Genomic DNA, 18,890 nt, shown 5'->3' with positions numbered 1-18,890 from the left:
GTTACTTCCTCTTTGCCTTCTTGTCCGCACCGTGACCGTAGTAGGTCCGGGTCGGAGAGAATTCACCGAATTTGTGACCGACCATGTCTTCATTGACGCTGACCGGAACATGCTTGCTACCGTTGTAGACGCCGAAGGTGAGACCGACGAACTGCGGCAGGATCGTGGAGCGACGGCTCCAGATCTTGATTACTTCTGCACGTCCGCCTTCACGAACCTTCTCAGCCTTCTTGAGAAGATAGCCGTCAACGAACGGACCTTTCCATACTGAACGAGCCATTGGAGACTTCCTCTCTTACTTCTTACGCTGATGACGCGAGCGCATGATCATCTTGTCGGTCGACTTGTTCGACCGGGTGCGCTTGCCCTTGGTCGGCTTACCCCACGGAGTAACCGGGTGACGGCCACCAGAGGTACGGCCTTCACCACCGCCGTGCGGGTGGTCGACTGGGTTCATGACAACACCGCGGTTGTGCGGACGCTTGCCGCGCCAAACGGTACGACCGGCCTTGCCGTCGTTGATGTTGGCGTGATCCGGGTTCGAAACCGCACCGATCGAAGCAAGGCAAGTGCCGTGCACGAGGCGCTGTTCACCGGAGTTCAGGCGAAGGATCGCCATGCCCTGGTCGCGGCCGACGAGCTGTGCGTAACCGCCAGCCGAACGTGCGATCTGGCCACCCTTGCCCGGCTTCATTTCCACGTTGTGGATGATGGAGCCGACCGGGATGAACTGCAGCGGCATGGTGTTGCCTGGCTTCACGTCGACAGCCTTCTCCGAAGAGATGACCTTGTCGCCGGCAGCGAGACGCTGCGGAGCGAGGATGTAGGCCTTCTCGCCGTCAGCATAGGTCACCAGCGCGATGAAAGCCGTACGGTTCGGATCGTATTCGATACGCTCGACAGTGCCTTCAACGTCGAACTTGCGACGCTTGAAGTCGACCAGACGGTACGTGCGCTTGTGACCGCCGCCGATGAAGCGGGCGGTGATGCGGCCGAGGTTGTTACGACCGCCGCTCTTGGTCAGACCTTCCGTCAGCGCCTTGACCGGCTTGCCCTTGTAGAGGCCGGAGCGGTCGACGATGACCAGCTGACGCTGGCTCGGGGTCGTAGGATTGAATGTTTTCAATGCCATCTTTTTATTCCTCAGAGACCGGTGGAGACGTCGATCGTCTGGCCTTCAGCCAGCGTTACGACTGCCTTCTTCACGTCCTGCTGCTTGCCGACAAAACCGCGGAAACGCTTGGTCTTGCCCTTGCGGAGCAGAGTGTTGACGGCCGTGACCTTGACGCCGAACAGCGCCTCGACTGCAGCCTTGATTTCCGGCTTCGACGCCTTCTTGGCGACGTTGAAAACAACCTGGTTGTTTTCCGATACCAGCGTGGACTTTTCGGTGATCGCCGGCGAGACGATCACATCATAGTGGCGAAGGTCGGTCACTTGAAACGCTCCTCTAGAGCTTCGACGGCAGCCTTGGAAAGCACGAGCTTGCCGCGGCGCACGATGTCGTAAACGTTGATGCCCTGGATCGGCAGAACATCGATGTTCGGGATGTTCTGAGCTGCGAGCTTGAAGTTGCCATCAAGTTCAGCGCCACCGATGAAGAGCGCATTGGTCAGGCCGAGCGTCTCGAAAGCAGATGCCAGTGCCTTGGTCTTTGCTTCTGCAGCAACCAGGCTGTCGATGATGATGACATCGTCGGACTTCAGCTTGGCCGAGAGGGCGTGACGCAGGCCGAGAGCGCGAACCTTCTTGGGAAGGTCGTGTTCGTGGCTGCGAGCGACCGGGCCGTGTGCCTTACCACCGCCGCGGAACTGCGGAGCGCGAGCCGAATGGTGACGAGCGCGGCCCGTACCCTTCTGCTTGTACATCTTGGCGCCGGTGCGCGAAACGTCCGCGCGGCCCTTTGCCTGGTGCGTGCCCTGCTGCTTCTTGGCAAGCTGCCAGCGGATCACGCGGGCAAGAATGTCTTCGCGGGGCTCAAGGCCGAAAATCGCGTCAGAAAGAGAAACCTTCCCTGCGTCTTTTCCCTCGAGGGTCTTGACGTTGAATTCCATTGGTCTGGCTCCCTTACTTCGCGGCCGACTTGACGGCGTCGCGCACGATGATCCAGGCACCCTTGGAACCGGGCACTGCACCCTTGATCAGGATCAGACCACGATCTTCGTCGGTCGAAACCACTTCAAGGTTCTGAGTCGTTACGCGCGTCTGGCCCATGTGACCAGCCATCTTTTTGTTCTTGAAAACCTTGCCCGGATCCTGGCGCGAACCCGTCGAACCATGCGAGCGGTGCGAAACGGACACACCGTGCGTGGCGCGAAGACCGCCGAAACCGTGGCGCTTCATAGCACCCGCAAAGCCCTTACCGATCGTCGTACCCGTCACATCGACGAGCTGACCAGCTGCGAAGTGACCCGCCTTGAGCTCGGTACCAACCTCGAGGAGGTTGTCTTCCGACACGCGGAATTCAGCGAGCTTAGCCTTCGGCTCGACGTTGGCGACAGCAAAATTGCCGCGCATCGCCTTCGACGTATTCTTGACCTTCGCCGTGCCAGCACCGAGCTGAACTGCGGCGTAGCCGTTCTTTTCTACTGTGCGCTGGGCCACAACCTGGCAGCCTTCCATGCGCAGTACTGTTACCGGAACATGTTCGCCAGCGTCGTTGTAGACGCGGGTCATGCCCACCTTCTGTGCAATCACACCTGAACGCATCGGTTCAATCCTTCCAACTCAGCTCGAGCGGGGCTCAGAGCTTGATCTCAACATCGACACCAGCGGCGAGATCGAGCTTCATCAGCGCGTCTACCGTCTGCGGCGTCGGGTCAACGATGTCGAGAAGGCGCTTATGCGTGCGCATCTCGAACTGCTCGCGGCTCTTCTTGTCGATGTGTGGGGACCGGTTGACCGTAAACTTCTCGATGCGAGTCGGAAGCGGAACGGGGCCCCGGACGCTAGCACCGGTGCGCTTCGCCGTCGACACGATCTCGCGCGTAGAAGCATCGAGAATCCGGTGATCGAACGCCTTCAGGCGAATGCGGATATTTTGGCCGTTCATTCGACGTTATCCTTGTGTTTGTTTCCCACGTGCCTGTTGGGCAGACACGGGTTGTTCTTTTTCCTAAGGCGGACCACCGGTTTCAAAGATCGAGAGGGACACCGGAATGCGGCATCCCTATCTAGTCTTCAGGCCTTACGGCCCACCTTATTGTTTGTTGTAGTCACCCGCTCCAATGAACGAAGCAGGGCGCAAATCGCGCTCGCGCGCCATTTGCAACATTTCTCTGTAATAAGCAAGCGGCTAGAGCCGCTTGCTTCATAATAATGTCATCGAATCGGCCGCTCCGAATGAAGCGGCCGGTCGAAGATTACTCGACGATGGAGGCGACGATGCCTGCGCCGACGGTACGGCCGCCTTCGCGGATCGCGAAGCGCAGCTTTTCTTCCATCGCGATCGGAACGATCAGCTCGACGTCAACCGTGACATTGTCGCCAGGCATGACCATTTCCGTGCCTTCCGGCAGGGTGACGATACCCGTGACGTCCGTCGTGCGGAAGTAGAACTGCGGACGGTAGTTGGTGAAGAACGGCGTATGACGGCCGCCTTCTTCCTTCGTCAGGATGTAGGCTTCGGCCTTGAACTTCTTGTGCGGCTTGACAGAGCCCGGCTTGCACAGGATCTGACCACGCTCGACGCCGTCACGGTTCACACCGCGAACGAGAGCACCGATGTTGTCGCCAGCCTGGCCCTGGTCGAGCAGCTTGCGGAACATTTCAACGCCGGTCACCGTCGTCTTCGAGGTCGGACGGATACCGACGATTTCGACTTCTTCGCCAACCTTGACGATACCACGCTCAACGCGGCCCGTCACAACCGTACCACGGCCGGAGATCGAGAACACGTCTTCGATCGGCATCAGGAACGGCTGGTCGATCGGACGCTCCGGCGTCGGGATGTAGGCGTCAACAGCAGCCATCAGCTCGCGGATCGCGTCTTCGCCGATCTTCTTGTCGCTGTCTTCGAGAGCGGCCAGAGCCGAGCCCTTGATGACCGGAATGTCGTCGCCCGGGAAGTCGTAGGACGACAGCAGTTCGCGAACTTCCAGCTCGACGAGCTCGAGAAGCTCGGCGTCGTCAACCTGGTCGACCTTGTTGAGGAACACGACGATTGCCGGAACGCCAACCTGACGAGCGAGCAGGATGTGCTCGCGGGTCTGCGGCATCGGGCCGTCAGCTGCCGAGCAAACCAGGATCGCGCCGTCCATCTGGGCAGCACCGGTGATCATGTTCTTGACGTAGTCGGCGTGGCCGGGGCAGTCAACGTGGGCATAGTGGCGGTTCGGGGTCTCATACTCGACGTGTGCCGTCGAGATCGTGATGCCGCGGGCCTTTTCTTCCGGAGCCGCGTCGATCTGGTCGTACGCCTTGAACTCGCCGAAATACTTCGTGATCGCTGCCGTCAGAGACGTCTTGCCGTGGTCAACGTGGCCGATCGTGCCGATGTTAACATGCGGCTTGTTGCGCTCAAACTTACTCTTTGCCATGTGGGCTCTCCACTCTTTTAAGGTCCCCTGAGGGATCTAATTCTTGTTATCGGTCAATTGGTATTCCGGTCACTTCTGACCGGAATACTTTGCCTGGATTTCCGTTGCGACGTTCGACGGGACCGGCGCGTAGTGATCGAAGGTCATCGTGTACTGAGCACGGCCCTGCGACATTGAGCGCAGGTTATCGACGTACTTGAACATGTTCGCCAGCGGAACGTTGGCGCTGATAACGACGGCGATACCACGGCTTTCCTGGCCCTGGATCTGACCACGGCGAGAGTTCAGGTCGCCGATAACGTCGCCGACGTAGTCTTCCGGCGTTACGACTTCGACCTTCATCATCGGCTCGAGGAGCTGAGCGCCGGCCTTCTTGGCTGCTTCACGGAAGCAAGCACGCGAAGCGATTTCGAACGCCAGAACCGACGAGTCGACGTCGTGGAAGGCACCATCGATGAGCGTCGCCTTGACGCCGAGCATCGGGAAGCCAGCCAGCGGACCGGAGGACAGAACGCTTTCAATACCCTTCTGAACGCCCGGGATGTATTCCTTCGGAACAGCACCGCCGACGATCTTGGATTCGAACTTGAAGTCTTCGCCATCCGGGTTCGGTTCGAAAACGATCTTGACGCGCGCGAACTGACCGGTACCACCGGACTGCTTCTTGTGCGTGTAGTCTTCTTCGTGCTGACGCGTGATGGTTTCGCGGTAAGCGACCTGCGGAGCACCGACGTTTGCTTCAACCTTGAACTCGCGACGCATACGGTCAACGATGATGTCGAGGTGAAGTTCGCCCATGCCGGCGATGATCGTCTGGCCGGATTCCTGGTCGGTCTTGACGCGGAAGGACGGGTCTTCAGCAGCCAGGCGATTGAGCGCGAGGCCCATCTTTTCCTGGTCGCCCTTGGACTTCGGCTCGATCGCGATCTGAATGACCGGCTCGGGGAATTCCATGCGCTCGAGAATAACAGGCTTCAGCGGATCGCAGAGCGTGTCACCCGTGGTGGTTTCCTTCAAGCCAGCGAGAGCGACGATATCGCCTGCAAAGGCTTCTTCAATGTCTTCGCGCGAGTTCGAGTGCATCTGCAGCATACGGCCGACGCGCTCGCGCTTGTCCTTGACCGTGTTCATGACCGACGAGCCCTTTTCGAGCTTGCCGGAGTAGATGCGTGCGAAGGTGAGCGAACCGACGAAGGGGTCGTTCATGATCTTGAACGCGAGCATCGAAAGCGGTTCGGAATCGTCCGCATGACGCTCGATTTCCGCTTCGGTCTTGAAGTCGATGCCCTTGATCGCCGGAATGTCGAGCGGCGACGGCAGGTAGTCGACGACGGCGTCGAGCAGAGGCTGAACGCCCTTGTTCTTGAAGGCAGTACCGCAGAACATCGGGTGGAACTTGACGTCAATCGTGCCGCGGCGAACGAGCGCGCGGATCTGATCGTTGTCAGGCATGTTGCCTTCAAGGTAGGCTTCCATCGCGGCTTCGTCGATCTCGACAACGGTCTCGATCAGTTTTTCGCGATATTCTTCAGCCTTCGCCTTCATGTCCTCAGGGATTTCGACGACGTCCCACTGGGCGCCGAGCGATTCATCGCGCCAGACGAGAGCATTCATCTCGATCAGATCGACGACGCCTTTGAACTCAGTTTCTGCGCCGATCGGAAGCTGCATGACGACAGCCGTTGCTCCGAGACGGGTCTTGATCATCTCAACCGAGCGGTAGAAGTCTGCGCCGGTCTTGTCCATCTTGTTGCAGAAGATCATACGCGGAACGTTGTACTTCTCAGCCTGACGCCAGACGGTTTCCGTCTGCGGCTCAACGCCGGCGTTGGCGTCGAGAAGAGCAATAGCACCGTCGAGAACGCGCAGCGAACGCTCGACTTCGATGGTGAAGTCAACGTGGCCGGGGGTGTCGATGATGTTGAAGCGGCGCATCTTGCCGTCACGGCCCTTCCAGAAGGTCGTGGTGGCAGCCGAGGTGATCGTGATGCCACGCTCCTGCTCCTGCTCCATCCAGTCCATCGTGGCCGCGCCATCGTGCACTTCGCCGATCTTGTGCGACTTGCCGGTGTAGTAAAGAATACGCTCCGTCGTCGTCGTCTTGCCGGCGTCGATGTGCGCCATAATACCGAAATTTCGGTAGTCTTCGATTTTATATTCGCGAGCCATTGTGGACTGCCTTTCGAACCCGTTCGGGATTACCAGCGATAATGCGAGAACGCACGGTTGGCATCAGCCATCTTGTGCGTGTCTTCGCGCTTCTTGACCGCGGAACCACGGTTGTTGGATGCATCGAGAAGCTCGCCCGACAGTCGATCGACCATGGTCGTTTCGTTGCGCTTACGCGCGGCAGCGATCAGCCAGCGGATGGCCAGAGCCTGACGGCGCTCTGGACGAACATCAACCGGAACCTGATAGGTTGCACCACCAACGCGGCGCGAACGAACTTCAACGTGCGGAGCAACGTTATCCAGAGCCTGATGGAACACGCCGAGCGGCTCCTGCTTGGATTTACCCTGCACGGCGTCGAATGCGCCGTATACAATGCTCTCTGCGACAGACTTCTTGCCGTCAAGCATGATTGCATTCATGAACTTGGTTACAACCAGATCTCCGAACTTCGGGTCCGGGTTGATCTCGCGCTTTTCTGCTCTGTGACGTCTGGACATACTTCTCGTCTCTTCAACTGTTAAAGGCGCTCTACCACGCGGAGGACCTCGCGCAGCGCCGGGATTTCAAAACCGAATTACTTCGGACGCTTCGCACCGTACTTCGAACGGCGCTGCTTGCGGTTCTTGACACCCTGGGTATCGAGAACGCCGCGGATGATGTGATAACGAACACCCGGAAGGTCCTTAACGCGGCCGCCACGGATCATGACGACAGAGTGCTCCTGAAGGTTGTGACCTTCGCCCGGGATGTAGCCGATGACTTCGAAGCCATTGGTCAGACGGATCTTTGCGACCTTACGGAGAGCCGAGTTCGGCTTCTTCGGGGTCGTCGTGTAAACGCGGGTGCAAACGCCGCGCTTCTGTGGGTTTTCCTGCAGAGCAGGAACCTTATTACGCTTTACGTTCGCCTGACGCGGCTTGCGGATAAGCTGGTTTACGGTAGGCATTCAACCATCCCTTACGTTTATATCTCAATCCCTTGCGGGCGTAACTCGCGCCGTCTCCGGCAAGACCACACGCTTGTCTCAATGCGCAAAACGTGGCCCGATCCGCTTTCGCAGATGGACCACTGAGAGCAGAGGACGCAAAAGACATGCGTCATGCGTGCAGGCATCATATCTTCAACGTGCGTTTCGAACCTTGTTTGAGGTGATCTCCGGGGCGCGTCGCCCCGAATGGCCATGCCTCACATGGGTCCGGATGGCGCGGGTACTACTGGTTTCCCGTCGTCTCGTCAAGGCCGTTAAGAAATAAACTTCGGCTGAACGCCTTGAAACCGGGCCATTACACCCTCTTTGGGGGCTTTTAGGCGAATTGACCGCAGCACGGCAAGATAAACTTGGGCATTGCAACAAAAAGCCGCTATGGAATCACCGATTGCAGACGCTAAGCGCATGAAATCAGATTCAAATCTCGAATCGAAGGACATCCGATGATTACTGCCCCCGACAACGACAACAATTCCGAAGGCCCGATGGTCTTCATCATCATCGGCAAGGGCTACGAGTCCGACAACAGCGAGGGTGTCGACCTCCACATCATGCTCAAGGCCGCCGACGACGACAGTGCTGTGCGGGAAGCTCTGAACGCCCTCGCCGAGGAAGGCTTCATCGAGGCCGATCTCGATCAGATCGGCATGCTGACCGAGGTCCCGGAAGAGGAGCCGCATGCCTCCGCCTATCAGGGCGCCGTCGATGGCGAAGTCGCGATCATCCGCTTCAGCTGAAGCAGCGATGAAGCCGGATGCGCTCAAGGTGCTGATCTATGCGACCTGGCGCGACCGGCTCCTGGTTTTCGATGAGCCCGACTTTCCCGAGGTCGAGCTTCAGGTTCCGGGCGGCACGGTAGAGATCGGCGAAGATATCAACGCCGCGGCTTTTCGGGAATTCTCTGAAGAGACCGGGATCCGACCCGCAACTCCCCTCACTCCGCTCACCGTCCACGACTATCGCTTTTCCAAGGACGGTGCAAAAGTCCGCCATCGGCGGCACTACTTCCACATTCGCCTTGAAGGCGACCACCCCGTCACCTGGCAGCATCGAGAAATGACGCCTTTCGGCGGCGGAGGTCCAATTCTGTTCCGTTTCTTCTGGCTCGGCTTCGACGACGCCCAAAGTCGGCTTGGCTATGGCATGGAGCATGGATTACCGCTGCTTAGCTAAGCCTACTCGTAGCGATAACGAACCTAAAGCAAAAGCCGCCCGGATCGCTCCGGGCGGCTTTTCAATTTCTCAGAACCAAGCTGCCGATTATTCGGCAGCCGGTGCGCTCTCGCCTGCGAGATCCTGCAGCATCGGCGTGGCGACATCGGCGCCCGTGCCTTTGCGGCGTTCTTCGAGGATCAGCTCGTCACGCGACGTAGCGATACGGCGGATCTGGGTCATCGTGCCACCGGTACCGGCCGGGATCAGGCGACCGACGATGACGTTTTCCTTCAGACCCTGCAAACCATCGGTCTTGCCGGCGATCGCAGCTTCCGTCAGCACCTTCGTGGTTTCCTGGAAGGAAGCCGCGGAGATGAAGGACGGAGTCTGCAGCGACGCCTTGGTGATACCCAGCAGAACCGGATCGCCATAGGCAGGCTTCTTGCCCTGTTCGATCAGCGCGTCGTTGACGTCTTCGAGCTCGATACGATCGACGTTGTCGCCGACGATGTAGGTCGAGTCGCCGGCATCGGTGATTTCCACCTTCTGCAGCATCTGGCGGACAATCACTTCGATGTGCTTGTCGTTGATGACAACGCCCTGCAAGCGATAGACTTCCTGGATTTCGTTGACGAGGTACGAAGCCAGAGCTTCGACGCCCTTGATCGCCAGGATGTCGTGCGGAGCCGGGTTACCGTCGAGGATATAATCACCCTTTTCGATGTAGTCACCTTCCTGAAGGTGGAAGGGCTTGCCCTTCGGGATCAGGTATTCGACAGGTTCGACACCGTCTTCCGCCGGTTCGATGATGACGCGACGCTTGTTCTTATAGTCACGGCCAAGGCGGATCGTACCATCGATCTCAGCGATGATGGCGTGGTCCTTCGGACGACGAGCTTCGAACAGTTCGGCAACACGCGGCAGACCACCGGTGATGTCCTTGGTCTTGGCGCTTTCCAGCGGCGAACGCGCAAGCACGTCACCCTGGGAAACCTTCTGACCAGGCTCGACCGACAGGATCGCATCGACCGACAGCTGGAAGCGTGCATCGGCACCGCGCGGCAGCTTAACAACGTTGCCGCTGGCATCGAGGATGACGATCGCCGGCTTGAGGTCCGAACCGCGCGGCGTCGAACGCCAGTCGATAACCTGACGCTTGGTGATACCGGTGGATTCGTCGGTCGCTTCGAGAACCGAGAGACCGTCGATAACGTCTTCGAACTGAACGGTACCAGCCACTTCCGTCATCATCGGACGGGTGTAGGGGTCCCACTCTGCCAGACGCTGGCCGCGCTTGACCCTGTCGCCTTCGTCGACGTGCAGCTTCGAACCGTAAGCAACGCGCTGCGAGGAGCGCTCGACACCACGCTCGTCCAGGATCTGGACGGTCATGTTGCGGCCCATCGCGACCAGAACGTTCTCCGAGTTGCGCAGAACGTTGCGGTTCTTGATCTGGATCGTACCTTCATACGAGGCTTCCAGGAACGACTGGTCGACCACGTTTGCAGTGCCACCAAGGTGGAACGTACGCATGGTGAGCTGCGTGCCCGGCTCGCCGATCGACTGAGCCGCGATAACACCGACTGCTTCGCCCATGTTGACGGGCGTGCCGCGTGCAAGGTCGCGACCGTAGCAAACCGAGCAAACGCCGGTCTGAACTTCGCAGGTCAGAGCCGAACGAATGCGGATCGACTGGATACCAGCCTTTTCGATCTCGATGACATCGGGCTCAAGGATCATCTTGCCAGCATCGACAAGACGCTCGCCGGTGACCGGATGATCGATATCGTCAAGAGCCGTACGGCCGAGGATACGCGCGCCGAGCGAGGCAACGACCTGACCGGCATCGACGATGGCGGTCATGGTGAGGCCCTTGTCTGTGCCGCAATCCACAAGGTTGACGATGCAATCCTGCGCGACGTCGACGAGACGACGGGTCAGGTAACCCGAGTTCGCCGTCTTCAGAGCGGTGTCCGCGAGACCCTTACGGGCACCGTGGGTCGAGTTGAAGTACTCGTTGACGGTCAGACCTTCCTTGAAGTTCGACGTGATCGGCGTCTCGATGATTTCACCCGACGGCTTGGCCATGAGGCCACGCATGCCGCCCAGCTGACGCATCTGGTTCGGAGAACCACGGGCACCGGAGTGCGACATCATGTAGATGGCGTTCATCGGCTTCTGACGACCGGTGTTCGGATCGAACTCGACGGCCTTAATGCGGGCCATCATGTCCTCAGCGACCTTCTCGGTTGCCTTGCCCCAGGCGTCAACGACCTTGTTGTACTTCTCGCCCTGAGTGATCAGGCCGTCGTTGTACTGCTGCTCGTATTCCTTGACCAGGTTTTCGGTGTCACCGACGATCTTTGCCTTGGTTTCCGGAATGACCATGTCGTCCTTGCCGAACGAAATGCCGGCGCGGCAGGCATGGGCAAAGCCGAGCTGCATGATGCGGTCGCAGAAGATGACCGTGTCCTTCTGGCCGCAATGACGGTAGACCGTGTCGATCATCTTAGAGATGTTCTTCTTGGTCATTTCCTGGTTGCAGACGTCGAAGGTGACCTTGCCGTTCTTCGGCAGGAGTTCGCCGATGAGCAGGCGGCCCGGAGTCGTTTCATAGATCTTCGAGTACGGCTTGCCGTCTTCGCCGATCGACTTGAAGCGGCCACGGATCTTGGTGTGTAGCGTAACGACCTTGGTCTCGAGCGCATGGTGCAGTTCGCCGAGGTCGGAGAAGGCCATACCTTCGCCCGGCTCGTTCTGGTTCATGATCGCGAGGTAGTACAGGCCGAGAACCATGTCCTGCGACGGAACGATGATCGGTGCGCCGTTTGCAGGGTGCAGGATGTTGTTCGTCGACATCATCAGAACGCGGGCTTCGAGCTGCGCTTCGAGCGACAACGGCACGTGAACGGCCATCTGGTCACCGTCGAAGTCGGCGTTGAAGGCCGTGCAGACGAGCGGGTGCAGCTGGATGGCCTTGCCTTCGACCAGGGTCGGTTCGAAGGCCTGGATGCCCAGGCGGTGCAGCGTCGGTGCGCGGTTCAGGAGAACCGGATGCTCGCGGATGACCTCGTCGAGGATATCCCAAACCTCAGGCTTTTCCTTCTCGACCAGCTTCTTGGCCTGTTTGACGGTCGAGGAATAACCCTTCGCGTCGAGGCGGGCATAGATGAACGGCTTGAAGAGCTCGAGCGCCATCTTCTTCGGAAGACCGCACTGGTGCAGCTTGAGTTCCGGACCGGTCACGATGACCGAACGGCCGGAATAGTCGACGCGCTTGCCGAGCAGGTTCTGACGGAAGCGGCCCTGCTTGCCCTTGAGCATGTCGGACAGCGACTTCAGCGGACGCTTGTTGGCGCCGGTGATGACGCGGCCACGACGGCCGTTGTCGAACAGCGCGTCCACAGATTCCTGCAGCATGCGCTTTTCGTTACGGATGATGATGCCCGGAGCGCGCAGTTCGATCAGGCGCTTCAGACGGTTATTACGGTTGATAACGCGGCGGTACAGATCGTTCAGATCCGACGTCGCGAAACGGCCGCCGTCGAGCGGAACCAGCGGACGCAGGTCTGGCGGGATCACCGGAACGACCTTCATGATCATCCATTCCGGACGGTTGCCGGATTCCATGAAGTTCTCAACGATCTTCAGGCGCTTCATCAGCTTCTTCTGCTTGAGGTCCGACGTGGTGTCGGCAAGCTCGGAGCGCAGATCGCCAGCGATCTTCTCGAGGTTCATCGATGCCAGCATCTCGTAGATGGCTTCAGCACCGATCATCGCCGTGAACTGGTCTTCGCCGTATTCATCGACGGCCAGCATGTACTCTTCTTCCGAGAGGAGCTGGTGCTCCTTGAGGGCGGTGAGACCCGGCTCGGTGACGATGTAGTTTTCGAAGTAGAGAACGCGCTCTACATCTTTCAGCGTCATGTCGAGCAGCGTCGAGATGCGCGATGGCAGCGACTTCAGGAACCAGATGTGGGCAACGGGAGCTGCGAGCTCGATATGGCCCATGCGCTCACGGCGAACGCGCGACAGCGTGACTTCGACGCCGCACTTTTCGCAGATGATGCCCTTGTACTTCATGCGCTTGTACTTGCCGCACAGGCACTCGTAGTCCTTGATCGGTCCGAAGATACGCGCGCAGAAGAGACCGTCGCGTTCCGGCTTGAACGTACGGTAGTTGATGGTTTCCGGCTTCTTGATCTCACCGTAAGACCAGGAAAGAATCTTCTCCGGAGAAGCAATCGAAATCCGGATGGAATCGAAGTTCTGTGCAGGCACCTGCGGATTGAAAAGATTCATGACCTCTTGGTTCATGCCTGTCTCCTTCATGGGCGATGCGCCCTTATCTTGCATGGACGGCGGCAAATCCCGGGAGCCGCGCCAACGCTCAAAACGACAATAACCGCAGAATGCGGCGAAATCGTCCCTGCCCGGCCGACACGTGTACGGGGCCAGAGCGGGAACGGTGTGCGCTGCATGACAGCGCACACCCTATCAGTGCTTACTCGGCAGCGTCCGGCAACTGGCTGGCCTGCTGCTCCTCGAGCTTCGAATTCTCGAGTTCGACGGAGAGACCGAGCGAGCGCATTTCCTTGACGAGAACGTTGAAGCTTTCCGGAATACCGGCCTCGAACGTATCGTCGCCACGGACGATGGCTTCGTAGACCTTGGTACGGCCGGCAACGTCGTCCGACTTGACCGTAAGCATTTCCTGCAGCGTGTAAGCTGCACCGTATGCTTCCAGAGCCCAGACTTCCATTTCGCCGAAGCGCTGACCGCCGAACTGCGCCTTGCCGCCCAACGGCTGCTGGGTAACGAGCGAGTAAGGACCGATCGAACGGGCGTGGATCTTGTCGTCGACCAGGTGGTTCAGCTTCAGCATGTAGATGTAGCCAACCGTGACCTGGCGGTCGAACTGCTCGCCGGTACGGCCATCGTACAGCGTCGACTGGCCGCTTTCCTTGAGACCAGCCAGAGCCAGCATCGCGTTGACGTCACCTTCATGTGCACCGTCGAAGACCGGCGTTGCAATCGAAACGCCGCGCTTCCACTGGTCAGCCAGACGAAGAACCGAGTCATCGTCGAAGTCCTTGACCTGTTCGGCCTTCGGACCGTCGCCGACAACGTCGCCGATCGTCTTGCGCAGAGGCTCGATGTTGCCGCTCGCCCTGTAGGCTTCCAGCATATCGCCGATCTGGCGGCCCATGCCTGCACAAGCCCAGCCGAGGTGCGTTTCGAGGATCTGACCGACGTTCATGCGCGAAGGCACGCCGAGCGGGTTCAGAACGACGTCGACATGCGTACCATCTTCCAGGAACGGCATGTCTTCGACCGGAACGATGCGCGACACCACACCCTTGTTGCCGTGACGGCCGGCCATCTTGTCACCTGGCTGGATCTTGCGCTTAACAGCGACGAAGACCTTGACCATCTTCATGACGCCCGGAGGCATTTCGTCGCCGCGCTGGACCTTCTCGACCTTGTCCATGAAGCGCTGTTCAAGGCGCGACTTGGATTCGTCGTACTGGCCGCGGAGCGCTTCGAGTTCGCCCTGGACCTTCTCGTCTTCGACGGCAAACATCCACCACTGCGAGCGGGGATATTCGGAAACGACGTTGTTCGCCAGTTCCGTGCCCTTCTTGAAGCCCTTCGGGCCGGCAATCGCGACCTGGCCGCGCAGCATGTCGACCAGACGACCGTAGACGTTACGGTCGAGGATCGCCTGCTCGTCGTCGCGGTCCTTTGCAAGACGCTCGATCTCCTCGCGCTCGATCGCCATCGCGCGCTCGTCCTTCTCAACGCCGTGGCGATTGAAGACGCGCACTTCGACGATCGTGCCGTAGGTGCCGGGCGGCATGCGCATGGAGGTGTCGCGGACGTCCGAAGCCTTTTCACCGAAGATGGCGCGCAGGAGCTTTTCTTCCGGCGTCATCGGGCTTTCGCCCTTCGGCGTGATCTTGCCGACTAGGATATCGCCCGGCTGAACCTCGGCACCGATGTAGACGATACCGGCTTCGTCGAGGTTCTTCAGCGCTTCTTCCGACACGTTCGGAATGTCGCGCGTGATTTCTTCCGGACCAAGCTTGGTGTCACGGGCCATCACTTCGAATTCTTCGATGTGGATGGAGGTGAACACGTCGTCAGCAACGATACGCTCGGAGAGCAGGATCGAGTCTTCGTAGTTGTAACCGTTCCACGGCATGAACGCGACGAGCGCGTTGCGGCCGAGTGCGAGATCGCCCAGATCCGTCGACGGGCCGTCGGCGAGGATGTCGCCGCGGTTGACAACGTCACCAACGGTGACCAGCGGGCGCTGGTTGACGCAGGTGTTCTGGTTCGAGCGCTGGAACTTCTGCAGACGGTAGATATCGACGCCGGACTTGCCAGCTTCAAGGTCTTCCGTCGCACGGATAACGATACGCGTCGCGTCGACCTGGTCGACCACGCCGCCGCGGCGGGCGCCGATAGCAGCGCCGGAGTCGCGGGCAACGACCGGCTCCATGCCGGTGCCGACGAACGGAGCTTCAGCTCGCAGCAGCGGAACGGCCTGACGCTGCATGTTCGAGCCCATGAGAGCGCGGTTGGCGTCGTCGTTTTCCAGGAACGGGATGAGAGCCGCAGCAACCGAAACGACCTGCTTCGGCGAAACGTCCATCAGGTTCATGCTGTCGCGAGGAGCAAGCATAACTTCGCCGGCGTGACGGCAAACGACGAATTCGTCGACGAACGAGCCGTCGGCAGCGAGTTCGGCGTTGGCCTGAGCGACGTAGTACTTCGCCTCTTCCATCGCGGAGAGGTAAAGAACGTCGTTCGTCACCTTGCCTTCAACGATGCGACGGTACGGGCTTTCGATGAAGCCGTACTTGTTGACGCGTGCGAACGTTGCAAGGCTGTTGATCAGACCGATGTTCGGGCCTTCCGGCGTTTCGATCGGGCAAATACGGCCGTAGTGGGTCGGATGAACGTCGCGGACTTCGAAGCCTGCGCGCTCGCGGGTCAGACCACCCGGGCCAAGGGCCGAAAGACGGCGCTTGTGGGTGATTTCCGAAAGCGGGTTCACCTGGTCCATGAACTGCGACAGCTGCGACGAACCGAAGAATTCGCGAACGGCAGCAGCTGCTGGCTTCGCATTGATCAGGTCCTGCGGCATGACCGTGTCGATTTCGATCGAGGACATACGTTCCTTGATCGCGCGCTCCATGCGGAGCAGGCCGAGACGGTACTGGTTTTCCATCAGTTCGCCGACGGAGCGAACGCGACGGTTGCCGAGGTTGTCGATGTCGTCGATTTCGCCCTTGCCGTCGCGCAGTTCGACCAGCATCTTGACCACGGCCAGGATGTCGTCCTTGCGCAGGATGCGGACAGTGTCTTCGACGTCGAGGTCGAGACGCATGTTCATCTTCACGCGGCCAACGGCGGAGAGATCGTAGCGCTCCGCATCGAAGAACAGCGAGTTGAACATGGCTTCGGCCGATTCCATGGTCGGCGGTTCACCCGGACGCATGACGCGGTAGATGTCGAACAGAGCGTCCTGACGGTTCTCGTTCTTGTCGGCCGTGAGTGTGTTTCGGATGTAGGCGCCGACGTTGATGTGGTCGATGCCGAGAACCGGAATTTCGTCGAAACCGTTCTGCAGAATGATCGGCAGCGTCTTCTCATCGATTTCGTCGCCTGCCTCGAGGTAGATTTCACCCGTCGAGTAGTTGACGATATCTTCGGCGAGGTAGTTGCCGTACAGGTCTTCGTCGGTTGCCTTCAGAGCCTTGAGGCCCTTGTCAGCGAGCTGGCGGAGCAGACGTGGCGTCAGCTTCTTGCCGGCTTCGACAACGACTTCGCCGGTGTCGGCGTCAACCATTTCGGTGATTGCCTTCGCACCCTTGAGGGTCTCGGGCTTGAACGGAATGCGCCAGCCCTTGCCGTCGCGCTGATAGTCGGACTTCGTGTAGAAGGTCGACAGGATCTCTTCCCCGTCCATGCCGAGGGCCATCAGCAGCGAGGTCACAGGGATCTTGCGGCGACGGTCGATACGAGCATAGACGATGTCCTTGGCGTCGAATTCGATGTCGAGCCAGGAACCACGATACGGGATGACGCGGGCAGCGAAGAGCAGCTTGCCGGAAGAATGGCTCTTGCCCTTGTCGTGATCGAAGAAGACGCCCGGCGAACGGTGCATCTGAGACACGATAACGCGCTCGGTGCCGTTGACAATGAACGTACCGTTGTTGGTCATGAGCGGCATGTCGCCCATGTAAACCGACTGTTCCTTGATGTCCTTGATGGACTTCGCGCCCGTATCCTCGTCGATATCGAACACGATCAGACGAAGAGTAACCTTCAGCGGCGCGGCGTAGGTCAGGTCGCGCTGGCGGCATTCATCAACGTCGAACTTTGGTGGTTCGAACTCGTAGGACACGAATTCCAGCATGGAAGCGCCGGAGAAATCCGTGATCGGGAAAACAGACTTGAAGACAGCCTGAAGGCCCTCATCAGGGCGACCGCCCTTGGGCTCTTCAACCATCAGGAATTGATCATACGATGCCTTCTGAACCTCGATGAGGTTCGGCATTTCTGCGACTTCTGGGATCTTACCGAAAAACTTGCGTACGCGCCTACGACCATTGAACGAAAGGGTCTGAGCCATCGTCGCTCCTTCAAAAATTGCATCCGGGCCTGCAACGGACGGGAACCGATGGCCAGTCGACCCCGTCAATCAATGAGTAGTTCAATCTCGTCTCACTTCCCGAAATGTGAGGCCGGATTGCCTTCACGTCTCGGTTCGAGACCATCCTCTTGAAGAACCCATTACCCAAAAGCCGTTTTCACGCGGCTTTTGGGTAATTCGTTCCAGAAAACGGCAAATGGGAGGCCGGAAATCCAGCCTCCCAGATGCAGTTCAAGATTACTTAACGTCGACCTTAGCGCCGGCGTCTTCAAGCTTCTTCTTGATGTCAGCAGCTTCAGCCTTGGAAACGGCTTCCTTGACAGCCTTCGGAGCGCCTTCGACGAGGTCCTTGGCTTCCTTGAGGCCGAGGCCGGTGATGCCACGAACTTCCTTGATGACGTTGATCTTGTTAGCGCCGGCATCCGTGAGGATAACGTCGAACTCGGTCTTTTCTTCTTCAGCAGCAGCAGCAGCGCCTGCACCGCCAGCAACAGCAGCAACAGCTACCGGAGCAGCAGCGGAAACGCCCCACTTTTCTTCGAGAAGCTTGGACAGTTCTGCAGCTTCCAGAACGGTCAGCGAGGAGAGGTCTTCAACGATCTTTGCGAGATCAGCCATGTTATCAGTTCCTTTTGTTCGGTTCGAACCGGTGTTTTATAAACAGCAAAAAACCGCCTTATGCGGCTTCGTCCTTCTTGGCGTAAGCCGAAAACACGCGAGCAAGCTGGCTTGCCGGTGCTGCAACAACGCCTGCGATGCGGGTAGCCGGAGTCTGGATCATGCCCAGCAGCTTCGCGCGCAGTTCGTCCAACGACGGCAGGGTCGCAAGCGACTTGACTGCATCGGCGTTGAGCGTCGTTGTTCCCATGGCACCACCGAGAACAACGATCTTATCGTTGGTCTTGGCGAAATCCACGACGACTTTCGGAGCGGTGATCGGGTCATTGCTGTACGCAATGAGCGTCTGACCGGTGAAGAGATTGGAAATCCCTTCCGCTTCCGTACCCTGAAGGGCGATCTTGGCCAGGCGGTTCTTCGCGACTTTGACGGTACCGCCAGCTGCACGCATCTTTGAACGGAAGTCGTTCATCTGCGCGACTGTAGCACCAGCATAGTGGGCCACGACAACCGAGCCCGAAGCCTTGAAGACTTCGTTCAGTTCCGTGACGAATTCGCGTTTTTCCGCTCTTTCCACTGCCTATCTCCAGTTGGCAGGACCTTTTTGACGGGCCCCACCGGGTTGCCTTTTGCCTCCTGGGATCAAAAGAGATCCCAAGCGACGCTTGAGGATCCTGTCCCCTCGCGCTTCGCGCCAGAAAGGCCGAAGGCACAAGGCATCCAAGGCTCGAACCAAATTCCTAGAAGTAGAACT

General features: G+C 58.9%; 16 protein-coding genes. 2 read left to right on the top strand and 14 right to left on the bottom strand.

The annotated features are described in order from the left end of the window. Position 1: 1 nt before the first annotated feature. The 10 genes from rpsS to rpsL all read right to left on the bottom strand — a co-directional run bounded on the left by rpsS (position 2) and on the right by rpsL (position 7,656). Positions 2-280 carry a 30S ribosomal protein S19 gene (rpsS, locus tag NBG89_RS05325; RefSeq protein WP_007531666.1) on the bottom strand — a complete coding sequence of 93 codons (279 nt, stop codon included), beginning with the start codon at positions 278-280 and terminating at the stop codon, positions 2-4. 15 nt (positions 281-295) lie between these two features. Continuing rightward, positions 296-1,132, bottom strand: coding sequence for a 50S ribosomal protein L2 (rplB, locus tag NBG89_RS05320; protein WP_088691788.1), 837 nt, complete (start codon positions 1,130-1,132; stop codon positions 296-298). Positions 1,133-1,143: 11 nt separating this feature from the next. Beyond that, the gene (locus NBG89_RS05315; RefSeq protein WP_007531663.1) at positions 1,144-1,437 is read right to left on the bottom strand and encodes a 50S ribosomal protein L23; all 294 of its coding nucleotides are present in this window, start codon (positions 1,435-1,437) and stop codon (positions 1,144-1,146) included. Next, a complete protein-coding gene (rplD, locus tag NBG89_RS05310) occupies positions 1,434-2,054 on the bottom strand; it encodes a 50S ribosomal protein L4 (protein WP_007531661.1) in 621 nt (206 codons plus the stop codon). Before rplD ends, NBG89_RS05315 begins: the two co-directional genes overlap by 4 nt. Positions 2,055-2,067: 13 nt before the next feature. Further along, the gene (gene rplC, locus NBG89_RS05305) at positions 2,068-2,709 is read right to left on the bottom strand and encodes a 50S ribosomal protein L3 (RefSeq protein WP_007531659.1); all 642 of its coding nucleotides are present in this window, start codon (positions 2,707-2,709) and stop codon (positions 2,068-2,070) included. Between the two features lie 34 nt (positions 2,710-2,743). Beyond that, positions 2,744-3,052, bottom strand: a complete 309-nt coding sequence (gene rpsJ, locus NBG89_RS05300) for a 30S ribosomal protein S10 (RefSeq protein ID WP_003547547.1) — start codon at positions 3,050-3,052, stop codon at positions 2,744-2,746. Positions 3,053-3,362: 310 nt separating this feature from the next. Then, positions 3,363-4,538 carry an elongation factor Tu gene (gene tuf / locus NBG89_RS05295; RefSeq protein WP_018857113.1) on the bottom strand — a complete coding sequence of 392 codons (1,176 nt, stop codon included), beginning with the start codon at positions 4,536-4,538 and terminating at the stop codon, positions 3,363-3,365. Between the two features lie 69 nt (positions 4,539-4,607). Then, on the bottom strand, positions 4,608-6,707 hold the full coding sequence (fusA, locus tag NBG89_RS05290; RefSeq protein WP_088691787.1) for an elongation factor G: 2,100 nt from the start codon (positions 6,705-6,707) through the stop codon (positions 4,608-4,610). Positions 6,708-6,736: 29 nt separating this feature from the next. Beyond that, complete coding sequence (gene rpsG / locus NBG89_RS05285) at positions 6,737-7,207, bottom strand: 30S ribosomal protein S7 (protein ID WP_007531641.1); 471 nt, start codon at positions 7,205-7,207, stop codon at positions 6,737-6,739. A gap of 77 nt (positions 7,208-7,284) precedes the next feature. Next, positions 7,285-7,656: a 30S ribosomal protein S12 gene (gene rpsL / locus NBG89_RS05280; protein ID WP_003547537.1), complete on the bottom strand. Its 372-nt coding sequence runs from the start codon at positions 7,654-7,656 to the stop codon at positions 7,285-7,287. A 485-nt stretch (positions 7,657-8,141) separates the two neighbouring features. Here rpsL and NBG89_RS05275 point away from each other — a divergent pair, with 485 nt between their 5' ends. Further along, entirely contained in the window at positions 8,142-8,435 is a 294-nt protein-coding gene (locus tag NBG89_RS05275; RefSeq protein ID WP_088691786.1) for a transcriptional regulator, read from the top strand. A 7-nt stretch (positions 8,436-8,442) separates the two neighbouring features. Then, positions 8,443-8,871 (top strand): NUDIX hydrolase, encoded by a 429-nt coding sequence (locus NBG89_RS05270; RefSeq protein WP_431322786.1) that lies wholly within the window; start codon positions 8,443-8,445, stop codon positions 8,869-8,871. A gap of 87 nt (positions 8,872-8,958) precedes the next feature. Here NBG89_RS05270 and rpoC read toward each other — a convergent pair whose 3' ends face one another. From rpoC to rplJ, 4 genes are all read right to left on the bottom strand, one after another. Beyond that, positions 8,959-13,170 (bottom strand): DNA-directed RNA polymerase subunit beta', encoded by a 4,212-nt coding sequence (gene rpoC / locus NBG89_RS05265; RefSeq protein ID WP_431322002.1) that lies wholly within the window; start codon positions 13,168-13,170, stop codon positions 8,959-8,961. A gap of 187 nt (positions 13,171-13,357) precedes the next feature. After that, on the bottom strand, positions 13,358-17,497 hold the full coding sequence (gene rpoB / locus NBG89_RS05260) for a DNA-directed RNA polymerase subunit beta (protein WP_431322001.1): 4,140 nt from the start codon (positions 17,495-17,497) through the stop codon (positions 13,358-13,360). A 258-nt stretch (positions 17,498-17,755) separates the two neighbouring features. Continuing rightward, the gene (rplL, locus tag NBG89_RS05255) at positions 17,756-18,136 is read right to left on the bottom strand and encodes a 50S ribosomal protein L7/L12 (protein WP_037138717.1); all 381 of its coding nucleotides are present in this window, start codon (positions 18,134-18,136) and stop codon (positions 17,756-17,758) included. 58 nt (positions 18,137-18,194) lie between these two features. Continuing rightward, a complete protein-coding gene (gene rplJ / locus NBG89_RS05250; RefSeq protein WP_037138714.1) occupies positions 18,195-18,713 on the bottom strand; it encodes a 50S ribosomal protein L10 in 519 nt (172 codons plus the stop codon). Positions 18,714-18,890 lie beyond the last annotated feature (177 nt).

It is taken from the genome of Rhizobium sp. YTU87027, from assembly GCF_050644135.1.
Lineage (GTDB): Bacteria > Pseudomonadota > Alphaproteobacteria > Rhizobiales > Rhizobiaceae > Rhizobium.
This window is presented reverse-complemented; position numbering and strand designations above follow the sequence as displayed.

What these genes read in the sequence shown, in the direction of transcription:
- rpsS (WP_007531666.1), bottom strand. Translation starts at nt 280, where the DNA reads ATGGCTCGTTCAGTATGGAAAGGTCCGTTCGTTGACGGCTATCTTCTC.
- rplB (WP_088691788.1), bottom strand. Translation starts at nt 1,132, where the DNA reads ATGGCATTGAAAACATTCAATCCTACGACCCCGAGCCAGCGTCAGCTG.
- rplD (WP_007531661.1), bottom strand. Translation starts at nt 2,054, where the DNA reads ATGGAATTCAACGTCAAGACCCTCGAGGGAAAAGACGCAGGGAAGGTT.
- rplC (WP_007531659.1), bottom strand. Translation starts at nt 2,709, where the DNA reads ATGCGTTCAGGTGTGATTGCACAGAAGGTGGGCATGACCCGCGTCTAC.
- rpsJ (WP_003547547.1), bottom strand. Translation starts at nt 3,052, where the DNA reads ATGAACGGCCAAAATATCCGCATTCGCCTGAAGGCGTTCGATCACCGG.
- tuf (WP_018857113.1), bottom strand. Translation starts at nt 4,538, where the DNA reads ATGGCAAAGAGTAAGTTTGAGCGCAACAAGCCGCATGTTAACATCGGC.
- fusA (WP_088691787.1), bottom strand. Translation starts at nt 6,707, where the DNA reads ATGGCTCGCGAATATAAAATCGAAGACTACCGAAATTTCGGTATTATG.
- rpsG (WP_007531641.1), bottom strand. Translation starts at nt 7,207, where the DNA reads ATGTCCAGACGTCACAGAGCAGAAAAGCGCGAGATCAACCCGGACCCG.
- rpsL (WP_003547537.1), bottom strand. Translation starts at nt 7,656, where the DNA reads ATGCCTACCGTAAACCAGCTTATCCGCAAGCCGCGTCAGGCGAACGTA.
- NBG89_RS05275 (WP_088691786.1), top strand. Translation starts at nt 8,142, where the DNA reads ATGATTACTGCCCCCGACAACGACAACAATTCCGAAGGCCCGATGGTC.
- NBG89_RS05270 (WP_431322786.1), top strand. Translation starts at nt 8,443, where the DNA reads ATGAAGCCGGATGCGCTCAAGGTGCTGATCTATGCGACCTGGCGCGAC.
- rpoC (WP_431322002.1), bottom strand. Translation starts at nt 13,170, where the DNA reads ATGAACCAAGAGGTCATGAATCTTTTCAATCCGCAGGTGCCTGCACAG.
- rpoB (WP_431322001.1), bottom strand. Translation starts at nt 17,497, where the DNA reads ATGGCTCAGACCCTTTCGTTCAATGGTCGTAGGCGCGTACGCAAGTTT.
- rplL (WP_037138717.1), bottom strand. Translation starts at nt 18,136, where the DNA reads ATGGCTGATCTCGCAAAGATCGTTGAAGACCTCTCCTCGCTGACCGTT.